The 20,517-nt window shown below is 58.8% G+C and carries 17 protein-coding genes and 1 pseudogene; 15 read left to right on the top strand and 3 right to left on the bottom strand.

What is annotated here, in order from left to right; genetic code table 11:
* The first annotated feature begins 160 nt into the window (after positions 1–160).
* The 6 genes and pseudogenes from FTE24_RS00200 (at position 161) to FTE24_RS00175 (ending at position 5,103) form a co-directional block, all read left to right on the top strand.
* Positions 161–583 carry a GNAT family N-acetyltransferase gene (locus tag FTE24_RS00200; protein ID WP_141448395.1) on the top strand — a complete coding sequence of 141 codons (423 nt, stop codon included), beginning with the start codon at positions 161–163 and terminating at the stop codon, positions 581–583.
* Between the two features lie 431 nt (positions 584–1,014).
* Positions 1,015–2,187 (top strand): annotated as a pseudogene (gene queG / locus FTE24_RS00195) (tRNA epoxyqueuosine(34) reductase QueG); the annotation flags it as partial.
* Between the two features lie 266 nt (positions 2,188–2,453).
* Positions 2,454–2,750, top strand: a complete 297-nt coding sequence (locus FTE24_RS00190) for a YneF family protein (protein ID WP_141448396.1) — start codon at positions 2,454–2,456, stop codon at positions 2,748–2,750.
* A 105-nt stretch (positions 2,751–2,855) separates the two neighbouring features.
* A complete protein-coding gene (gene folE, locus FTE24_RS00185) occupies positions 2,856–3,449 on the top strand; it encodes a GTP cyclohydrolase I FolE (protein WP_141448397.1) in 594 nt (197 codons plus the stop codon).
* A gap of 151 nt (positions 3,450–3,600) precedes the next feature.
* Positions 3,601–4,134 (top strand): hypothetical protein, encoded by a 534-nt coding sequence (locus FTE24_RS00180; protein WP_150234813.1) that lies wholly within the window; start codon positions 3,601–3,603, stop codon positions 4,132–4,134.
* Between the two features lie 36 nt (positions 4,135–4,170).
* Positions 4,171–5,103, top strand: a complete 933-nt coding sequence (locus tag FTE24_RS00175; RefSeq protein WP_237401564.1) for a lipoate--protein ligase family protein — start codon at positions 4,171–4,173, stop codon at positions 5,101–5,103.
* Between the two features lie 14 nt (positions 5,104–5,117).
* Here the strand turns inward: FTE24_RS00175 and FTE24_RS00170 are convergent, their stop codons facing one another.
* Positions 5,118–6,161 carry an alpha/beta hydrolase gene (locus FTE24_RS00170; protein ID WP_150234815.1) on the bottom strand — a complete coding sequence of 348 codons (1,044 nt, stop codon included), beginning with the start codon at positions 6,159–6,161 and terminating at the stop codon, positions 5,118–5,120.
* A 397-nt stretch (positions 6,162–6,558) separates the two neighbouring features.
* Here FTE24_RS00170 and FTE24_RS00165 point away from each other — a divergent pair, with 397 nt between their 5' ends.
* Both FTE24_RS00165 and FTE24_RS00160 read left to right on the top strand, forming a co-directional pair.
* Positions 6,559–7,302, top strand: coding sequence for an IclR family transcriptional regulator (locus FTE24_RS00165; protein ID WP_150234816.1), 744 nt, complete (start codon positions 6,559–6,561; stop codon positions 7,300–7,302).
* Positions 7,303–7,346: 44 nt separating this feature from the next.
* Complete coding sequence (locus FTE24_RS00160; RefSeq protein WP_150234818.1) at positions 7,347–7,862, top strand: GNAT family N-acetyltransferase; 516 nt, start codon at positions 7,347–7,349, stop codon at positions 7,860–7,862.
* Positions 7,863–7,927: 65 nt separating this feature from the next.
* On the opposite strand, the gene FTE24_RS00155 is transcribed toward FTE24_RS00160, so the two are convergent.
* Positions 7,928–8,395 carry a GNAT family N-acetyltransferase gene (locus FTE24_RS00155; protein WP_150234820.1) on the bottom strand — a complete coding sequence of 156 codons (468 nt, stop codon included), beginning with the start codon at positions 8,393–8,395 and terminating at the stop codon, positions 7,928–7,930.
* A gap of 299 nt (positions 8,396–8,694) precedes the next feature.
* A complete protein-coding gene (gene acnA, locus FTE24_RS00150; RefSeq protein ID WP_141448403.1) occupies positions 8,695–11,439 on the bottom strand; it encodes an aconitate hydratase AcnA in 2,745 nt (914 codons plus the stop codon).
* A gap of 349 nt (positions 11,440–11,788) precedes the next feature.
* Between acnA and FTE24_RS00145 the strand changes: the two genes are divergently transcribed.
* From FTE24_RS00145 to FTE24_RS00115, 7 genes are all read left to right on the top strand, one after another.
* On the top strand, positions 11,789–12,877 hold the full coding sequence (locus FTE24_RS00145; RefSeq protein ID WP_150234822.1) for a D-alanine--D-alanine ligase: 1,089 nt from the start codon (positions 11,789–11,791) through the stop codon (positions 12,875–12,877).
* A gap of 374 nt (positions 12,878–13,251) precedes the next feature.
* The gene (locus FTE24_RS00140) at positions 13,252–13,569 is read left to right on the top strand and encodes a hypothetical protein (protein ID WP_141448405.1); all 318 of its coding nucleotides are present in this window, start codon (positions 13,252–13,254) and stop codon (positions 13,567–13,569) included.
* Between the two features lie 28 nt (positions 13,570–13,597).
* Positions 13,598–14,365, top strand: coding sequence for an enoyl-ACP reductase FabI (gene fabI, locus FTE24_RS00135; RefSeq protein ID WP_150234824.1), 768 nt, complete (start codon positions 13,598–13,600; stop codon positions 14,363–14,365).
* 209 nt (positions 14,366–14,574) lie between these two features.
* Entirely contained in the window at positions 14,575–15,435 is an 861-nt protein-coding gene (locus tag FTE24_RS00130) for an inositol monophosphatase family protein (protein WP_141448407.1), read from the top strand.
* Positions 15,436–15,529: 94 nt separating this feature from the next.
* A complete protein-coding gene (locus FTE24_RS00125; protein ID WP_150234827.1) occupies positions 15,530–15,811 on the top strand; it encodes a hypothetical protein in 282 nt (93 codons plus the stop codon).
* A 78-nt stretch (positions 15,812–15,889) separates the two neighbouring features.
* The gene (locus FTE24_RS00120) at positions 15,890–17,131 is read left to right on the top strand and encodes a stalk domain-containing protein (protein WP_150234828.1); all 1,242 of its coding nucleotides are present in this window, start codon (positions 15,890–15,892) and stop codon (positions 17,129–17,131) included.
* A gap of 225 nt (positions 17,132–17,356) precedes the next feature.
* Positions 17,357–20,512 carry a PAS domain S-box protein gene (locus tag FTE24_RS00115; RefSeq protein ID WP_150234830.1) on the top strand — a complete coding sequence of 1,052 codons (3,156 nt, stop codon included), beginning with the start codon at positions 17,357–17,359 and terminating at the stop codon, positions 20,510–20,512.
* Positions 20,513–20,517: the final 5 nt, after the last annotated feature.

Here is a 20,517-nt window from a genome sequence, read left to right as displayed (position 1 = left end):
AGTAAACCCGCTGGAAACCACGCATTTTTTCCGCCTTTTTTGTAAACGCACTTCTTTTTTTCTGTAAAAATCTGATTCAAGTAAGCGTTTGCGAAAATAGGATGCAAGGTCTACTTTTTCGCATATGCTGCCATTTTCTATAGAAGAAGGGGATTCAAGCATGAACGTTCGCTCTTTTCAGTTAAGTGATTCTAGCCGTGTAACGGAACTTTTGCAGGTGGCTTTATCCGAAGAATGTTATGAAAAGACGATCGGTCCTTTTTCCCGGCAGCTGTCGTGGGATTCGGAACTGATCCTTGTCGCGGAAGACGGCGACGAGCTCGTCGGTGTGCTGATCGGCACGATCGAACGTGAAATGGGCTGTTATTATCGGATCGCCGTGCATCCGGATTATCGTCGCCAGGGGATCGGCAAAGCGATGGTCGCCAAGCTTGAAGGCCGTTTCCAGCAGCGTAAAGTCAGCAGCATCTTCGTGTCGGGAGACGAGCACAACTCGCCTGCATTCCCGCTGTACGAAGCGATGGGCTACGGAGCGAACCGCATCTTGAACGCGTTCCAGAAGCTTAGCATTCTGGCCGTGTAAACCTCGGCGCCTAAGCGCGCGTCATCCGGATACGGGGAGTATCGGGTAGGCGTCGCGTCAGCCGGACACCAGACAAACACGCCGGTTCCCCGGAAAGGAACCGCTTGAACTTGATAAGCATGCCCGTTTCCTCGGGCGTCCGCACGGCTTGCCTGCCGCTGCGGACGCTGGAGAGTGCGGGGATGCTTTTTATTTTGCCGCCCGATTCGCGAGTTGAACAGAATTTGCGGGTTGAATAGATTTGCGCTTCGAATAGAGGTAAAATGGAAGAAGCGCCGATACGGCGTTTCTCTTCATGCAATCTTGGCATGTACGCCTGACACGCACTTTTGGCACATCAACCGAAGAACGCTTCCGGCAAGCTCGCGCGATCCGGATCAAGCGTCTTTTTTTGCGAATAAAACAATCCCCAACGAAAAGGAGGCATCGGCATGGACGAACGGGCAACGCTCGGCGCGGCCGCGGCGAACGGCGCTTCATGGGAAACCCTGAAGCGCGAGATTATCGCGGCCGCGCCTTCGCTTGGCATCGACGATATCGGATTTGCTTCGGCCGAACCTTTTATGTCGCTGCGAACGCGGCTCGAAGTGCACCGGGCCAAAGGCTACGAATCCGGCTTCGAAGAGCCCGATCTCGACAAGCGTACCTATCCGGCGCTCAGCCACGAAGACCCCCAGTCGCTGATCGCGATCGCCGTCGCGTATCCGTCGAAGCTCGAGAACGCGCCCAAATCGGAACCGGGCCGCACCCGGGGCATGATGGCGCGCTCGGCCTGGGGCCGCGATTATCATCACGTGCTGCGCGAAGCGATGGACCGGCTGGTCGCTTTTATCAAGGAAAAAGTGCCATGGGCCAACGTCGTCAGCATGGTCGATACCGGCGTGCTGTCGGACCGCGCGGTGGCGCACCGGGCCGGCATCGGTTTTCAGGGCAAAAACTGCATGATCATCTCGCCCAAGTACGGCTCCTGGATCTATCTCGGCGAGCTGATCACGAACATTCCGTTCTCCGCGGACGAAGAAGTGCAGGAAGACTGCGGCGACTGCACGCGCTGCATCGACGCCTGCCCGACCGGGGCGCTTGTCGGACCCGGCGAGCTGAACGCCCAGCGCTGCGTGTCGTTTCTGACGCAGACGAAGGGACTGCTCAGCGAAGAGTTCATGATGAAGATCGGCAACCGGCTGTACGGCTGCGACACCTGCCAGATCGTCTGCCCCAAGAACAAAGGCAAGCACTGGCCGCATCACGCGCAGCTGCAGCCGGACCCCGAGAAAGCCAAGCCGCTGCTGCTGCCTCTGCTCGACCTGAGCAACCGGCAGTTCAAGGAGCAGTTCGGCGAGACGGCGGCGGCGTGGCGCGGCCGGGGACCGATCCAGCGCAACGCCGTAATCGCGCTCGGGAACTTCAAGGACGAGGCGGCGATGCCCAAGCTCGCCGAAGTGCTGCGCGAAGATCCGCGTCCGGTTCTGCGCGGCACGGCCGCCTGGGCGATCGGCCGGATCGGCGGCAGCGCCGCGGAAGAGGCGCTGCTGGCCGCGCAGGCGCTGGAGCCGGAGGAGGAAGTGCTCCGGCGGATCGGCCTCGCGCTGAGCGAAGCGCGCGAAGGCCGCAGGCCGCGCCCGGCGAAGGGCGACCCTTCGCGGGCGCCGCGGCCCGAAGCGGCGGCGGAAGCCGGGCCGGGCATCCCGGGCGTCGGCCCGGATACCCGGGACCGATAAGGGACCTCATACGCGGTCCGGCATGCGGTCCGGCAGCGAAAGCCGAGCTGCCGGCGGCAATTATAAATTGCGGCAAATGCCGCCTCGTGATAAACTTAACTCGTGCGCCCGAGGGCACATAAGTCGCATAAAAACGTGGGGTGACATCAACGATGTGGTGGAATTACGTGATACCGATCGTCACATTGATCGTCGGTTTGGTCGGCGGATTCTTTATCGGCGTGTACTACTTGCGCCGCCAGCTTACCAGCATGCAGAACGACCCGCAAATGCTGCAAAAAATGGCCAAGCAGATGGGATACAATCTGAACGGCAAACAGATGCAGCAGGCGCAGCAGATGATGAAGAAAAACGGCGGCAGCATGCCGGGCGGAATGCCTGGCGGAATGCCCGGCGGCAAAGCGCCGAAAGGCAACGCGTTTCCTCCGGGCAACAAGCGGAGAAAATAAACGCAAGAGCCGGAACCCGTATGCAGGTTCCGGCGCATGCAAGGATCGTCTGACAGGTTCGTCGATTCGAACCCGATCCCTGCATCAGGCAAGGAGGAGCGAAGCATGGCCGGCGTGAACGATTACACGAACAAGAAGGTTGGCGACAACCGGGAACAGATCGAGCACCATATCGCCAAAATTCTGGAACTGATCGGCGAGGACCCGCAGCGGGAAGGGCTGCTGGATACTCCGGCGCGCGTGACCCGGATGTACGAAGAGATTTTTGCCGGGTACGACGTCGATCCGCGCGAAGCGCTGGGCGTCACGTTTGACGAGCACCACGAAGAGCTGGTGATCGTCAAAGACATCGTTTATTACAGCCAATGCGAGCACCATATGGCTCCGTTCTTCGGCAAAATCCATATCGGATACATCCCGAACGGCCGGATCGCCGGGCTGAGCAAGTTTGCCCGTCTGGCCGAAGCGGTCACGCGCCGCCTGCAGGTGCAGGAGCGCATCACGACGCAGATCGCCGACCTGTTGGTCGAGGTGCTTCAACCCAAAGGCGTGATGGTCGTCGTGGAAGGCGAACATTTGTGCATGTGTGCGCGCGGCGTCAAGAAGCCGGGCAGCCAGACGGTCACGACTGCCGTTCGCGGCGTTCTTCGCAACGACGCGGCCCAGCGTGCCGAATGTCTCACGCTGATCAAGAATTAAAGGCTATGGTGCGCGTTCGCAAGCGGCTGACGAAGCTGCCCCGGATGCGCGCAAGCAAGAGGAACCTGCCCGGCCCTGAGCCGGGGGGTTCTTTTTTCAGCCCGGGAAGAGAAAATGGATTTCCGGTGCACGACGAAAGGAGTGGGAAGAAATGAGAAAAACGGCAATCGGCCTGGCGCTCATGCTGCTGCTCGTCCTGACCGCATGCGGCAAGCCGGCCTGGGTCGGGCATCAGGAGTCGGCGCCGCTCGAAGGCACGGAGCAGCTGTTCGACTTCAAGGCGTACGATCCGAACGAGCAGGTACAGTTAAATTGGGACGGCCAGACGGCGGCGGGCACATTCGAGCGTCATCCCAAGCTGCCGGTGGGCGTCTACCTGCCGGAAGGCGCGACAGCATTCAAGATGGGCAACGATACGGCCTGGGGCTTCCAAAGCCAGCAGATCTTTATGACCGTGACGCAAAATTCGTTGATCGACGCTTCGCTGATGCGCGATCGCACGGAAGAGCTGATGGGGTATAAAGAGTACAAAGGCTCGATCAACGACGGCCGCGTCGCGGACTTTTTCCAGGTGGAGCATGACGGACAGACGTATGTCGTCTCGTTCACCTATCTCGATCCGGCCAAAGCGCTGCCGCTGTTGACCGAAATGGCCAAAAGCTTAAGATTCGTCGAAGGCGGTTAAACGGTTTCTAAAAATCGGGCAGGGGAGCGATCGCGGATGCAAACGGAACGGCCGGAACACGAACGGGAATCGGCGCACGGCGGCGATTCGGCGATACAGGGAACAACGGAAGCGGCGGAAGGAACGTCGCCCAGAGGCGATTCGATCTGGCCCGAAGGCATACGTATCTGGGCTCCGCCGCTTGAGAACATGCCGGAAGACATCATGTATCAGATCGCCTGGGAAGAGATGATGTGCCGCCGGGTCGGCGAAGGCGAAGCGCCGATCATGCACATCTGGCGGCATCCGTACGCGCTGACGATCGGCATGCGCGACCGCCGGCTGCCCCGCGCCCCGCAGGCGATGGAGAAGCTGAGAGGCGAAGGCTGTTCGGTCGCCGTCCGGATATCGGGCGGAGCGGCGGTGCCGCTCGACGAAGGCGTCGTCAACGTGTCGATCATCCTGCCGAACCCCGATCGCAAGATTGCGCTGCACGAAGACTTCGGGCACATGGTCTCGCTGATCTCGGGAGCGGCTTCGCCGTGGACGAACGAGTCCAGAGCCGGCGAGATCGCCGGAGCGTTCTGCCCGGGCGATTACGACGTCAGCGTGAACGGGCGCAAGTTCTGCGGCATCGCGCAGCGCAGGCAGACGAAAGCGTACATTCTGAGCGCGTTCGTGATCGTGGACGGCAGCGGCGAAGACCGCCGGCGCCTGGCCCGCGAATTCTACGACGAGGCGTCCGGCACGCTGGCGCCGGGAGACGCGTACCCGGAAGTGCGGGAAGGTTCGATGGGCAGCCTGGACGAGCTTGCGGGCGTCCCGTCGGCGGAAGCCTACATTTCTTCGCTCGAAGACTGGATGATCGAACGCGCCGGAGCGACGATTCTCGAACAAGCGCCGGAGCTGCCGATGGACGAGCTGGACCGGTTGTNNNNTTTTGGTTGTATGCGGCGCTGCCTTGCAGCGCAGTGCCTGCGGGTCGACTGACAAAGCTTGCGATTCTAAGAGCCGCCGATCTCGCCTTTTTCGATCTCGTCCTGTTCCGCAAGGCGGATATCGCCGAGGAAGTTGGACACGCGGCGCAGATACTCGCGCGGATGTTCGCGGAAGATCAGTTCGTGATGCGAGTCTTTGACGATCCAGGAGCGCGAATTCGGATTGGTCTGGTTCGCGGCGAGCTGCTCGGCGATCTCGTACGGCGCTTTCGTGTCTTCCGTGCCGTGGATAAAGAAGATCGGGATCGGGTAATCTTCCTGTTCGACTTTCTGGTACGGAATCTGGTTGAGGCTCGTTCCGTTGAGGATCGGGAACAGGAACTGCAAGATTTCGAGCGACGGATGGCGCGGAAGCGCGATATTCTGCCGAATATTGTGGTAGAGCGTGTCCGGCTGCAGCAGGAAGGCGCTGTCCAGAATCATGGCGTCGATATCGTCGCTGATCAGGGCGGCCTGCAGCGCGGTGCCTCCGCCCATCGAGAAGCCCCAGACGACGACCTGTTCGGCGCCTTTTTGCTTGGCGTACTGGACGGCTCCGAGCAGCTGCTGGGTTTCTTTTTTGCCGCCGGTCGCGACTTCTTTGCTGCCCTGCGAAGCAAAGCCGTAATCGAACATGATGACGTTAAAATTCAGGCGGTGCGCGTAATGCGCCAGATCATACATCGGAACCCAGGTCTCTTCGCGATTGGCTCCATAGCCGTGGCTGAGCACGATCGTTTTCTTCGAATCCGTACCTTCGGCCGGGATGTACCAGCCCTGCATGATGCGGCTTCCGTCGACTGCGGGAAACGTAATATCTTCGTAGGCCATGCCGGCCGCCTGCTTGGGGTTGGAATAAAGCGGAGCGACGGTCGGGTTGGACAAGACCCAGGCGATATAGGCGTGCAGCGCGACAAAACAAAAGATCAGAAAGAAAAGAATCGATAAAAATAGAGCCACTGCTATGTTACGCAACCGGCGAGGGCCCGGCGAGATTTCCTTGACGTGGTCGTCCGCCTGCGCGGCGTTGTGGCGCGGCGACGGAGCGACGCTTCCGGAAGCGGGATTCATCGCGGTCTCTCCTTGTGTAAGATTTTGGTCCTGCTTGCTCTGCCGACTCGAATTGTGTAGAAAATTGGGAGCGGTTCTGTGTATTTATCGTATGCGTCGGCGAAGCGGAAGTCAAACCTAATCCTTTTATCGGATCGGGGCGGCATTCTGTGCAATCCTTTTGGGATGTCCGTCTCGCGCGGACGTCGAAGGTATGCATGGAATGCAGGGCAAAGAAAGCTTTTCGGGGAAATACGGTTTCATAAAAATTATTTTTGTTTCATCCAATGAAACAAAAATATGATATATTTATAAATAAACAAAAGCCGGTCCAGCCGTATCTTTAGTATCAAACGTGCCGGTGCCGGATTGAAACCCAAATTTCCGATCGAAATGCGCAGAGAGAAGGTAGACCTGTATGGAAGACGGCAAATTAACGGTTCGCGCCGTGGAGCGTGCGCTCGATATATTGATGTGTTTTACCCGCAGCGGGAGTCTCAGCCTGACAGAGATCGCCGGAGAAGCGGGCCTGCACAAAAGCACCGTGCACCGCCTGATGACCACGCTTGAGGACAAAGGCTTCGTCAGCCGCGACGCTTCCACCGAGAAATACCGGCTCGGCATCAAGATCTGGGAGCTGTCCGCGCATCTGTCGAATACCGACGATCCGGCACTGCTGCTGCTGCCGACGATGGAGAAGCTGCGCGACGAGCTGGAAGAGACGGTGAGTCTCTACGTGCGGGACGGCCGCGAACGGCTGCGCATCCAGGCCGTGCAGAGCAACCAGGCGATTCGCCGCGTCGCGCCGGTCGGAGCCCGGCTGCCGCTGTACGTCGGCGCGTCGAGCAAGATCCTGGTCGCTTTCGCGAGCGAACGGGAGCAGGAATATATTTTGAGCGACCCGATCTGGCCGGATTCGGTCGGACGCTCGGCGTTCCGCGATCAACTCAAAAGTATCCGCGCCGCCGGGTACGCGATCAGCGTCGAAGAACGGGAGCAGGGCGCGACGTCGGTCGCCGCTCCGATCTTCGACCTCAAAGGCAATCTGGCCGCCGCGCTGTCCGTCTCCGGGCCGCTTGCGCGCCTGCCGGCGGAGAAGCTGGAAGGGTACGCGCCGCTGCTGATGGAACGTGCGCGCCAGATGGGCTTGATGATTCGCTGACGGTCGGCGGTCCTTCAGAACAAGAGATAAGGAGAGCATACGGCATGAATAAGGAAGTTACGTTTACCCGAATCGAGCAGGAAGCAGAGATTGCGGCAGCGGCCAAGCTGGCGGCGGAGATCTGGCGCGAACATTACGTGTCGCTGATCACCCGGGAGCAGATCGATTACATGCTTGAGAAGTTCCAGTCGGTTCCCGCGATCACGGAGCAGATAGAACGCGGCGGCTACGTGTATTACCTGATTCGCGGCGAAGACGCCGACGTCGGCTATATGGCGGTGCGGGAAGCGGACGGGAAGCTGTTCCTCAGCAAATTCTACATCGCCAAGCCTTACCGCGGCCGCGGGTATGCCAGCCGGGCCGACGAGTATTTGGAGCGCCTGTGCCGCGAACGGGGGCTGACCGCGATCTGGCTGACGGTCAACCGGGACAACGCCTCCAGCATCGCGGTCTATGCCAAAAAAGGCTTCCGCACCGTGCGCGAACAAGCGGCCGATATCGGCAGCGGATTCATTATGGACGATTATGTGATGGAAAAAGAAATCCCGCCTCTGCACTGAAGAAGGCGGGATTTGCTTACAGATTCAGCGATAAGCGGATCATGTCATGGCTGGATGACGTGGCCTTACAGATTCATCGATAAGCGGATCATGTCACGGCATAATAGGCCATTCTCGTAAATCTCTTTCTCGTAATGGCGGATGAAAAAGTCCGGGTCGACGCCGACGATGCGAAAGCCGCATTTCTGATACAGCGCGAGCTGGCCGATACTGGAATTGCCGGTTCCGATCTCGATCGTTTTGTAGCGCGCCTGCCGGGCGATTCGGATCGCGTGCAGCACGAGCTGCCGGCCGAGGCCCTGACCGTGCAGCCGTTCGTCGACCGCCACGTTCGCGAGCTCGACCGTTTCCGGCCGGGTCGGCAGCAGGACAAAAGCGCCGACCGTTTTCTCTTGAACGGTGCCGACGAGGCAGGTGCCTCGGCGCAGGTAATCTTCCACGATCGGAAGCGAAGGATCGGCGAGCAGCAGCAGGTCTATCGGCGGAAGTTCGTTTGCGACGAGCGGACGGATGGCGAGCGTTTGTTTTTCCATAGGAAACCTCCTGAGGATAGGGATGGAAGGTGACAGGGCGTGACGGAATCAAAAGCAAAGCACCCAAAGGTCATCGGGCCATCGGATTGCATAAAAAAAGCTCCACTCGCCAACTCGCGAGTGGAGCTTTTTGCTTGGGAAGTTTACGGGATTACCGTTACCGTTTCGGCTGCCCGGGAATTGGAATGCACACCGTCGTATTCCGATTCCGGATTCCCGAGAAACAGTATTCATAAAATCGAATGCTGTTTCCGGGTCTCCGAGAAACAGAATTCATGAAATCGAATGCTGTTTCCGGGTTATTCTTGCATTTTCAAAGGTTTTTCGCCGTTTGCGACTTTCATCATCTGGCGAAGGACCGTTTGCAGGATGCCTCCGTTATAGTAGTAATCCACGTCGACCATGCTGTCCAGACGAGCGATCGCGTTGAAGTCGAACGTCGTTCCGTCTTCGCGCGTGACGGATACCGTCAATTTCTGGCCCGGTTTCACGTCGTTGCTCAAGCCGGAGATGTCGAACGTCTCGCGGCCGTCGAGGCCGAGGGATTTCCACGTGCTGCCTTCTTCAAACTGGAGCGGAAGTACGCCCATGCCGACGAGGTTGCTGCGGTGAATCCGTTCGAAACTTTCCGCGATGACGGCTTTGACGCCCAGCAGCATCGTGCCTTTGGCCGCCCAGTCGCGGGAGCTGCCCGTGCCGTACTCTTTGCCGGCGAGCACGATCAGGTTCTGGCCTTCGTCTTGATATTTCATCGAAGCGTCGTAGATCGACATCACTTCGTCGGTCGGCAGGTACTTCGTTACGCCGCCTTCGGTGCCCGGAGCCACCATGTTGCGAATCCGGATGTTGGCGAACGTGCCGCGCATCATGACTTCGTGGTTACCGCGGCGCGAGCCGTAGGAGTTGAAGTCTTTGCGTTCGACGCCGTGCTCGGCCAGGTACAGGCCGGCCGGACTCTTCGGCGCGATATTGCCCGCAGGCGAGATATGGTCGGTCGTGACCGAATCGCCCAGCAGGGCCAGTACGCGGGATTGCTTGATATCGGCAATATCCTTCATTCCGTCGTTCAAGTAGCGGAAGAACGGAGGGTTCTGGATATACGTCGAGTTGGAATCCCACTCGTACAGTTCGCCTTCCGGCACTTCGATCGCGTTCCAGCGTTCGTTGGCGGTAAAGACGTTCGCGTACTTCAGGCGGAACATTTCCGGCGTGATCGCCATGGCGACCGCATCGCGGATCTCCTGGGAAGTCGGCCAGATGTCGCGCAGGAAGACCGGTTCGCCTTGTTGGTCGTAGCCAAGCGGCTCGGTCGCCATATCGATGTTCACCGTGCCGGCCAGCGCGTAAGCGACGACGAGCGGCGGGGAAGCCAGATAGTTCATTTTGACCTGCGCGTGGACGCGGCCTTCGAAGTTCCGGTTGCCGGACAGGACGCCCGCAACGGTCAGATCGTTATCGGCAACGACTTGAGCGACTTCGTCCGGCAGCGGGCCGGAGTTGCCGATGCAGGTCGCGCAGCCGTAACCGGCCACGTAGAAGCCCAGTTTCTCGAGCGGATCGAGCAGGCCTGCCTTGAACAGGTAGTCCGTTACGATCAGGGAGCCCGGCGTCAAGCTGGTCTTCACGTATTCCGGGCGCGTCAGGCCGCGTTCGACGGCTTTTTTGGCCAGAAGGCCCGCACCCAGCATAACGCTAGGGTTCGAAGTGTTGGTACAGCTCGTGATCGCCGCGATAACGACGGCACCGGCGCCCATTTCGCTCGTCTTGCCGTTCTTGTGGTTGACCGTGACTTTCTCGGCGATCTTCTCGTCGCTGAGTCCGTAGCCGCCTTTGTCGACCGGCGTGCGAACGATATCTTCGAAGTTGCCCTTCATGTTCGTCAGCTCGATACGGTCCTGCGGACGCTTAGGTCCGGCAAGGCTCGGCACGACGGAACCGAGGTCCAGTTCGACGATGTCGCTGAATTCCGGATCGGCCATATCGTCCGTACGGAACATGCCTTGGGCGCGGTAGTAGTTCTCGACCAGTTCGATCTGCTCGTCTTCGCGTCCGGTGTTGCGCAGGTAAGTCAGCGTCTCGGCATCGACCGGGAAGAAGCCGACGGTCGCGCCGTATTCCGGTGCCATGTTGGCAACCGTCGCGCGGTCGGCCAGGCCGATATTGCTCAGGCCGGGACCGAAGAACTCGACGAATTTGCCGACTACGCCTTTTTTGCGCAAAATTTCGGTAACGGTCAGCGCCAGGTCGGTCGCGGTCGCGCCTTCGGACAGGCTGCCCGTCAGTTTGAAGCCGACGACGTCAGGCGTGACGAAGTACAGCGGTTGGCCGAGCATGCCGGCTTCGGCTTCGATACCGCCGACGCCCCAGCCCACAACGCCCAGACCGTTGATCATTGTCGTGTGGGAATCCGTGCCGACGAGGGAATCCGGGAAGACGTAAGTCTCGCCGTCGATCACCTTCGTTGCCGCGACGGAAGCGAGGTACTCCAGGTTGACCTGGTGCACGATGCCCGTGGACGGCGGAACGGCGCGGAAGTTATCGAATGCCGTTTGCGCCCAGCGCAGGAAACGGTAACGTTCTTCGTTGCGTTCGAATTCCAGGTTGATATTGAAATCGAGCGCGTCGGACGTGCCGAACGCGTCAACCATGACGGAGTGGTCGATAACGAGGTCAACCGGTACGAGCGGATTGATCTGCTTCGGATCTCCGCCGCTCAGTTTGACCGTATCGCGCATCGCTGCGAGATCGACGACAACCGGTACGCCGGTGAAGTCCTGCAGGACGATCCGGGCCGGGATGAACGGGATTTCCTTGTTGGCATCGCGTTCTTCGGCCCAGCGTGCGATTTGGTTGACGTGTTCTTCGGTAATCGCGCGTCCGTCGAATTGGCGGACGGCCGCTTCAAGCAGAACGCGGATCGAAAACGGGAGCTTGGAGATGCCCGCGTGACCTTGTTCTTCGAGTGCCTTCAGGCTGTAATAACGGTAAGACTTGCCGCCGGATTCGAGCGTGCGTGCGGCGGAGAATTGATCGGACAAAGCCATGAGTGTACCTCCTCGGGAAATGGGGTGAAGCGGCGCGGCATCCGGAAAAATTCCGGAGCCGTCCGTGAATTCAGGGATGGACGGAGCGCCCAAATCGGTCGTGCAAGCGCATCCGTTCGTGAAAAAGCAGGACTATTTCAGCAAAAGTTTCATTCAGTGAAACCAAATTTCAAAAATCTCTGTTTTAATTATAACGTTTACAATCCGGCGCGTAAAGTCCTTTTTGCCTTCAAACGACCGCGGAATTCCGAATTTGACGTGCTTGCGGTATGCGGGTTTTCTTTGCAGGCGGGCGGCCTATCCTCTATACTGGGAAGAGAGATTTCAACGAATTGACGGGGGCTTAGACATGACAGCAAACAAAGTAACGGTAGGACTGGTATACGGCGGAAAATCGGGCGAGCACGAGGTGTCTTTGCAGACCGGTTTTGCGGTAATGAACGCATTCGATTATACGAAATACGACATCGTTCCTTTTTATATTACACCGCGCGGCGAATGGCGCATGGGCGGAACGCTGGACGCGCCGATGAAAGCCGTGGACGACATGAAATTGGAATCCGCCGCGGGCGGAACGGCCGAAGCGGCGGGCGCCATGTTCGCTTCGCTGAGCGGCCGGGAAAGCGGCATCGACGTGATGTTCCCGCTGCTGCACGGCACGTTCGGCGAAGACGGAACGGTACAGGGCTTGTTCGAAATGGCCGGACTGCCGTACGTCGGCGCGGGCGTGCTCTCGTCTTCGGCGGGCATGGACAAGGACGTCATGAAAAAGCTGTTCGCGGCCGCCGGACTGGAACAGGGCGCTTATATCGCTTTCGGCGAACGCGACTGGCAGGTTAGCCGGCACGATCTGCTGCAGGAAGCGGAATCCAAGCTCGGCTATCCGTGCTTCGTCAAGCCGGCCAACCTCGGCTCGAGCGTCGGCATCTCCAAAGCGGGCGACCAGGAAGCGCTGATCGACGCGGTCGATCTGGCGCTGCGGTACGACCGCAAAGTGCTGATCGAATCGTTCATCGACGGACGCGAACTGGAAGTCGGCGTGCTCGGCAACGACGAACCGCAAGCTTCCGTGCCGGGCGAGATCGTATCTTCCGGCGATTACTACGATTACAACGCCAAATATATCGACGGCAAATCCGAGATGATGATCCCGGCTCCCGTCGATGCCGATCTGGCCGATTCGCTGCGCGAACTTGCCGTGCGCGCGTTCAAAGCCGTCGAAGGCAGCGGCCTCTGCCGCGCGGACTTCTTCGTCCGCCGCTCCGACAACAAGATTCTGATCAACGAAGTGAACACTATGCCCGGCTTCACGCCTTTTAGCATGTATCCTCTTCTGTGGCGCGAGACCGGCATGTCTTATCAAGCGCTTCTGGATCGCCTGATCGGGCTGGCTTTGGAACGCCATGAAGCCCGTACCAACCTTCAGTACGGCCGATAGAAACGAGAATCGCGGACCCCTCCGGGCCAAGCGATTCGCAGTTCCCGCGCTAAGCGATTCCCTAAATCTCTTCAAGAACTCTTTCTATATAGGAAGAGTTCTTGAGAGAATCTCTTAACTCTTTAAAATCTTTTCAAAACACTCTTTTCAAAGATCCCTTAATAAGTCTTTAATCTTTAATAGTCTTTAATCCTTAATAAGTCTTTTCCCAAAAGCATTCCCCAGTCCCACCAAACAACTCATTCACTCAATCCGTTCACGCAACTCTTTCACTAATCTCACTCACTAATTTCACTTACTGATCTCATTCACTGATCTCACTCACTCTCATCCCACCCACCCGCAGATCACCCAATCGAAAGGAGCGCTTATCCATGGGATTCGAAACGGAATTCAATTCGGTATGCAAATTCAAAAGCGAGCAGGAACTTTACGAACTGCTCGAATACGGACGGGGCAAGATGCGCAAAGACGGGTTTCGCGTATTTCCGACAGGGCAAAAAGTGATTGCGTACACCCCGGATAACCGGGCGGTCGCGATCGTGCTCGTCACGGCGTCCATCGCGGAAATCAATTTTCAGGACAAGGAAATTACGCAGGTCGAGCTGGATCTGGTGCGCAAGCTAACGGACGAAGAATCGCGCGTATTGACGGCTCTGGCACACGAGATGTTTTTCGGCGACAAGGAATAACGAACGGACAACCGGGGAGGACGAAGTTATGGGAGAACTGCTCGCGGGTAAAAATATGTTGGTCATGGGCGTGGCAAACGATCGCAGCATCGCTTGGGGCATCGCGCAAAGCTTGTCCGCCCAAGGGGCGAGACTGGCTTTTACGTACGAGAGCGAGCGCGTCGAAGGCCGGGTTCGCAAGTTGGCCGACACGCTGCCGAATTCCGTCGTGCTGCCCTGCAACGTGGCGGACGACGGCGAGATCGAAGCGCTGGCCGGCCGCCTGCGCGAAGAGTTCGGGGTGCTGCACGGCATCGCGCACTGCATTGCGTTTGCCAAAGCGGAAGACTTGTCGGGACAATTTGTTGATACGTCGCGCGACGGATTCGCTTTGGCCCATGACATCAGCTCTTATTCGCTGGTTGCTGCCGCGCAGAAGCTGCATCCGCTGATGACCGAAGGCGGCGGCATCGTGACCCTGACTTATATGGGCGCCGAGCGCGTGATGCGCAACTACAACGTGATGGGCGTCGCCAAAGCCGCCCTCGAAGCGTCCGTCCGCTATTTGGCGGCCGACCTCGGCCCGACCGGCATTCGCGTGAACGCCATCTCCGCCGGTCCGATCCGTACCCTGGCGGCCAAAGGGATCAGCGATTTCAATTCGATCCTAAAAATCGTCGAAGAAAAAGCTCCTCTTCGGCGCACGACCGAGACCGCCGAAGTCGGCGACACCGCGATGTTTTTGTTGAGCGGCCTGTCCCGCGGGATTACGGGAGAAGTGATCTACGTTGACGGCGGATATCATGTAATGGGTTAGGACCAAAAATCGCCGACCCCTCCGGGCAAGGCGATTTGCGGTCCCGCGCTAAGCGATTCTCTTAATCTTTTAAGTTTTTAATCTCTTAATCTCTTAATCTCTTAATCTTTTAATCTCTTAATCTCTTAATCTCTTAATCTCTTAATCTTTTAATGTATTAATCTCTTGATTTTTTTCTTTTCCAAATCCCCCAGAAAGGCGGTAATCCTGTGGAATCGAACGAGAAAGTCCCTTATGTCCTAACCGGCAAAAGTTATACCGCCGTCGCTATCAACGCGGCGGCCAAAGCAGGCGAATGGATCAAAAGCAGGGTCGGCACGCACGGACAGCTGTCCACGAAGACGTCGGCACAGGATCTGGTCACGGAGATCGACAAAGGCGCCGAACAGATGATTCGCCGCCTCATCCTGACCCATTTTCCGGATCATGCGATTCTCGGCGAAGAAAGCGTGGAGCCGGGCGAAGAAGCTTCGATCCGCGCGCTCGCCGAAACGGAAGGCGAAGAATATCTCTGGATCATCGACCCGATCGACGGAACGACCAACTTCGTGCACGGATTTCCGTTCTACTCCGTGTCGATCGCTTTGGCGCATAAAGGCGAAGTCATCATCGGCGTCATCTACGATCCGTCGCGCGACGAGATGTTCGTCGCCGAAAAAGGCAAAGGCGCCTACGTACACGGCGCGCGCATGGGCGTATCCGGGGAAGAACGCCTCGCTCAAGGGCTGATTGCCGTAGGCTTTCCGGCCGATCCGGTCGTCAAGCTTCCGATCAATCTGCGCGGTATCGGGGCGCTGGCGCCGCGCGTGCGCAGTCTGCGTGCGGGCGGTTCCGCCGCTCTGCATCTCGCCCACGTAGCGGCCGGCCGCCTGAGCGGATACTGGGAAGCCGGTCTCAACGCCTGGGATATCGCGGCGGGCGCGCTGCTCGTCGCCGAGTCCGGCGGCAAAGTGAGCGACACGCTCGGGCATGCCTACCATCTCGGCGTGCGCAATATCGTCGCGACGAACGGCGATCTGCATGCCGAGCTGCTGACCGTATTGAAAGAAGCGGACGCTACCGGCGTCTAGGCCGGGACCTGTCCGAACGGTTGTTTTTTGGCAAAGGGAACGGCTTGACACCGGCTTGGCACTATCGGTCGAATTCATTAGAGGAGGAATAAGCATGAGCGATGCGGCAGGGCGAAGACCCGGACAGGAACGACTGGAAGAAGAACTCAGCGAGCTGTTGACAGCGGGCGAGATGAAGGACGACGACCGCGAACGCAAAGAGCGTGAGCTGATCTCGCCGCGCTACGAGATCCGGACGCAGACGCAGCTGGACCCGATCGTGGAAGAGACCCGTCTGTACCGCCAGATGGCCGAAGAGATCGACGACCGTTACGACGACTATATGCAAAAAGCGCAGCCCCACGCTCCGAAGGAGCCGGACGGCAGCGCCGACTGAAGCTGGGTTTGCCTCATACATCTTAGAGCCTTATAACATCAAATTCGAGCGGTCGCCATAGACCGGAAGGGAACAATCATGAATATCCTAAGCAAAAAAGGGTGGAAAGCGCTGATCTGCACGGCGCTCGTACTTCCGGCATTCGGGCTCGCAGGCGCCCCGCACACGTTCGCGGCGGAAGACCCTTACAAAATCGTATCGTTCGGCGATTCGCTGACAGCGGGATACGAACCGCAGAAGACGGCTGCCGAATACTACGGCTTCGTGCCGCGCCTGGAAGAGCAATCCCGCTTCCACGGACGGACGGAAGTCGACAATTACGGCATTTCCGGCCTCAATTCCGCCGGTCTGGAACGTTACGTCGAAGCGCTGCGCGCCAACTCGAACACGACCGCCGACGGCATCCAGCCCGGCCTGCGCGACCCGAACGCCGCGGTCTTCGCGGCCGGCGTGAAGGCCGCCCGCGCGGACGTGGCGGAAGCCGACGTCATCACGATCACGATCGGCGGCAACGATCTGCTGCCCCTGCTGACGAGCGGCAAGCTGCCGACCGCGGCCGAACTGACGCCGCAGGTCGCGGCGCTGCTTCAGACGTATGCCGTCAATCTGGATCAGGTGCTGAGCGACCTGCGCGAGATCAATCCGAACGCGCGGATCGTTATCTCCGATCAGTATCAACCGTTTCCGGCCGTCGCCGCAAAAGACCTGTACGCGACGCTGAATCAAGCGTCCGCCGCTTACGCGACGACGCTGAACACGGTCGTGGCCGCCCAGAATGCGGCGGGCGGACACGTGGAATCCGTGTCGGTCGCTCCGCTGTTCGTCGGACGCGAAATGCAGCTGACGCATATCGCCCGTCAGGATATTCACCCGAACCAGGTCGGCTACGAGACGCTGGCCAAAGCGTTTGCCGAGCAGATCTGGCAAGAATACCGGACGCTCGGCAAGGCTGTTCCCGCGACGACCGTCGCGGTCGTCGTAGCCGGCAACGAGCTGAACACGGCCTTTAAGCCGATTCTCAAGAATGGTACGACGTTCGTCGTGCTGCGCGACATCACCGACGGATTGGGCGCCGAGCTGAAATGGAACAACAAAACGTCCACCGCCAGCATCGATTTCGACGGCCGCAGCGTCGGTATCCCGGTCGGCCAGAAGACGATCACGGTCAACGGCCAGAAGACCGCGATCCAGATTCCGGCCTTCACCGAAAAGGTGAACGGACAGTCGAAAACGTATGTGCCGCTTGCCGTTCTGGCGGACGGTCTCGGGTTCGAAGTGCAGTATACGCCTCGCCTGCGCACGGTATTCGTCAATCGGTAACAGCGATTCGCCGGAAAAAAGCATTCTGATCCGAAAGCGGCCTTAACCGCTTTCGGATTTTTTTATCGAAAAAGATCGTCGGGGGCCGAAGCGTCTCCGTCTGCCGGATCGGGGGCGAATGCGGAGAGTCCGTTTTTTTTGCGGCAGGTCGGGGTAATGAGTACCAAACAAACGAGCAGGATACGGACAAAACTCATCATTTTTCGATTAAGGGGATATCGCGTTTTGAAGCAGAATCGGACAGAGAGACTCAAAGAGCTGGTGTCGGCAGGCGGCTTGTACCATTCGTTGTTAATGAACCACCCTGACGGAATTGTGATGTTGGACGGCCGCGGGGAGATCGTCTACGCCAATCCGGCTATTTTGAATATGACCGGATTCACGGCCCGGGAGTTGGAGGAGATCGCGGACGAACTCCGGACCGATTCCGGGGCTTCTTTGCTGGAGCTTCGGTCGCTCTTTGCGGAAGCGGTCAAAGGCAAAACGGCTTCCGTCGATTTTACGATGCGGCGCAAAGAAGACGGACCGATCGAGGCGCAGCTTGATTTCGTCCCGCTGGAGCACGAGTCCGAACGGCTCGGCGTCTACATCGTATGCCGGGACATCACTTCCGCCAAGCTCTCCGAACGCAAACTGGCGGATGCGTCGGAACGGCACAAGCAGGCCGAAGAGCTGGCCAGAATCGTTTTTTGGGATTGGGATTTAAAAAACGACGACCTGCAGTTCTCGGATCTGATGTACGACATCTTCGGCATCGAAGACCGCGGGTCGGTGAGCGGAGCCCGGGACCTGCTGAAGCGAATCGTGACCGAAGACCGGACGCAGGTCAAAAACCAGGTGATCGGCTGCGGGGACGGCGAGGCGTACGATATTACCTACAGCCTGCTGACGGACAGCGGGGAGCGCAGGACGGTGCGTTCGCAGGGCAAATGTATCGGCGATATGCACCTGGTCGGCAGCATCCAGGACATTACGGAGCAGACCCGGCTGGAATGGCAAATTCGCCAGAACCAGCTGGAATTCCAGTTGATCTCCGAACATTCGCTCGACTTGTTTACCCGGCAGAGCGCGGATTCGAATTTTTTGTATCTGTCGCCGGCGTCCGAGCATATTCTCGGCTACAAGTCGCAGGAACTGGTCGGTCGAAGTTCGTTCGATATTTTCCATTCCGAAGATCGGGACAAAGTGACCGCGTATTTGGGCAAAGTCAAAGCCGAAGGTACGTCGAATACGATCGAATTCCGGGTGCGGACCCGCAGCGGGGACTACGTCTGGCTGGAGAGCGCGGCAAGCTTCACGTATGACGAGCATACGGGCGAACCGCGCGAGATCATCGCCGTATCGCGCGACGTCACGGAACGCAAGCTTGCGCAGCGGCAGCTTCAGGAGAGCGAAGAACGGTACAAGTCGCTGTTTGATTACAACCCTTCGGGCGTCTATTCGCTCAGCCTCGAAGGGATCTACACGTCCTGCAACGAGAGCATGGCCATCCTGCTCGGCTGCGATGCGGAAGACCTGATCGGCCAGTCGTACCGCACCGCGATCGAAGACGAGAACCTCGACCGGACGAACCGGTATTTCGAAGCGGCCTGCCGCGGCATTCCGCAAAATTACGAAGCGTCCATCGTGCGGGAAAGCGGCAAAAAAGTCGACCTGAATATTATCAATATTCCGATTGTCGTGGACGGCGAAGTGGTGGGGATCTACGGCATCGCCAGCGACATTACCGAGCGCAAACAGTATACCCGGCAGATCGAAAAACTCGGGTACGAATATACGCTGATCCTGAACTCGGTGTCCGAAGGCATTTTCGGAATCGGCAACGACGGCCGGACGATGTTTGCCAATCCGGCCGCGCTCAATCTGCTCGGGTACGGGCAGGAAGAGTTTATCGGGCACGATAACCACAGCCTGCTGCTGCACTCCGGCACGGACGGCGTTCCCTATACGGTGGAGGAATGTCCGATCTGCCGCACGCTGAGCGACGGCCTGCCGAGACTCGTTCAGGAAGGCGTGATCTGGAAAAAAGACGGGTCGAGCTGTCTGATCGAATACAACGTCAATCCGATCGTGGACAAAGGCCGCATTCAAGGCGCCGTCGTCGTGTTCCGGGACCTGACGAACGAGCGGGAAGTGCTGCGGCAGAAAGAATTGGCCGAGCAGACCGCGTCGGCCAAATCGGAGTTCCTCGCGATGATGAGCCACGAGATCCGGACTCCGATGAACGGCGTGCTCGGAATGACCGACCTGCTGCTCGATACCGAGCTGATGCCGGGACAGCGCGAATACGCGGAGATCATCCAGGACAGCGGCCGGTCGTTGATGCGTATTCTGAACGACGTGCTGGACTTCAGCAAGATCGACGCCGGAGGGCTGAACCTGGAATTCGAGAACGTGCTGCTGACGCCTCTGATCGCAAGCGCCGCCGAGCTGTTCGCGGCCCAGGCCGAAGAGAAAGGCATCTCGCTGCGCTGGGAAGCCGCTCCGAACGTTCCGGAAGAAATCGTCGTCGATCCCGACCGGCTTCGGCAGGTGCTGGCCAATCTGATCGGCAACGCGGTCAAATTCACGGACAGCGGCTCGGTCACGGTCTCCGTAGCGATGGCCGAAGGCGCCGACGAACGCGAACCGGTGCTTGATTTCCGGGTGGAAGATACCGGCGTGGGCATTGCCGAAAGCAAGCAGAACCGTCTGTTTCAGTCGTTTTCGCAGCTGCATCCCGGGCTGAACCGCAAATACGGAGGTACCGGCCTCGGCCTGTCGATCTCCAAACGGCTGGTCGAATTGATGGGCGGAACGATCCGGGTCGAGAGCCGGGAGCATGTCGGATCGGTCTTCCGGTTCACGCTGCCCTGCAGCGTCTCGGGCCAGCGAACGCTTCCCGATCCTTTCGCCGCAGACGGAGCGGCTGCGAACGAATATGGCGGCGCGGAGCGCGGCACGGGCTTTGCCGAAGAAGCGGAGCAGCCGGAGAACCTGAGCATCCTGATCGCGGAGGACCACCCGGTCAACCGCCGGCTGCTGAGCGAGCTGCTGCTCAAGTCCGGCTGCCGGGCGGATATCGTCGAGAACGGCATCGAAGCTTTTGCGGCCGCGGCCAAAAAGCGCTACGATCTCGTGTTCATGGACGTGCAGATGCCGCAGATGGACGGAATGACGGCGGCAAGGCTGATCCGCCAGGTGCTGCCGGAACAATCGATGCCGTATATCGTGGCGGTAACCGCTTTCGTGCGGCCGGGCTTCGCGGAAGAATGCCTCGCGAGCGGCATGCAGGACTACGTGTTCAAGCCGATCTCGGACACGGAGATCCGGCGCGTGCTGCTTGACCGGGACGGACGCCGGCGGGAATTTTTGCGGCAGCGGCGGCATCCGCAAACGTAAAAAAA

Source organism: Saccharibacillus sp. WB 17 (assembly GCF_008634075.2).
GTDB classification, from domain to species: Bacteria; Bacillota; Bacilli; order Paenibacillales; family Paenibacillaceae; genus Saccharibacillus; species Saccharibacillus brassicae.
Note: the sequence above shows the minus strand (reverse complement) of the source record. Positions and strands in the feature narration are given on the sequence as shown.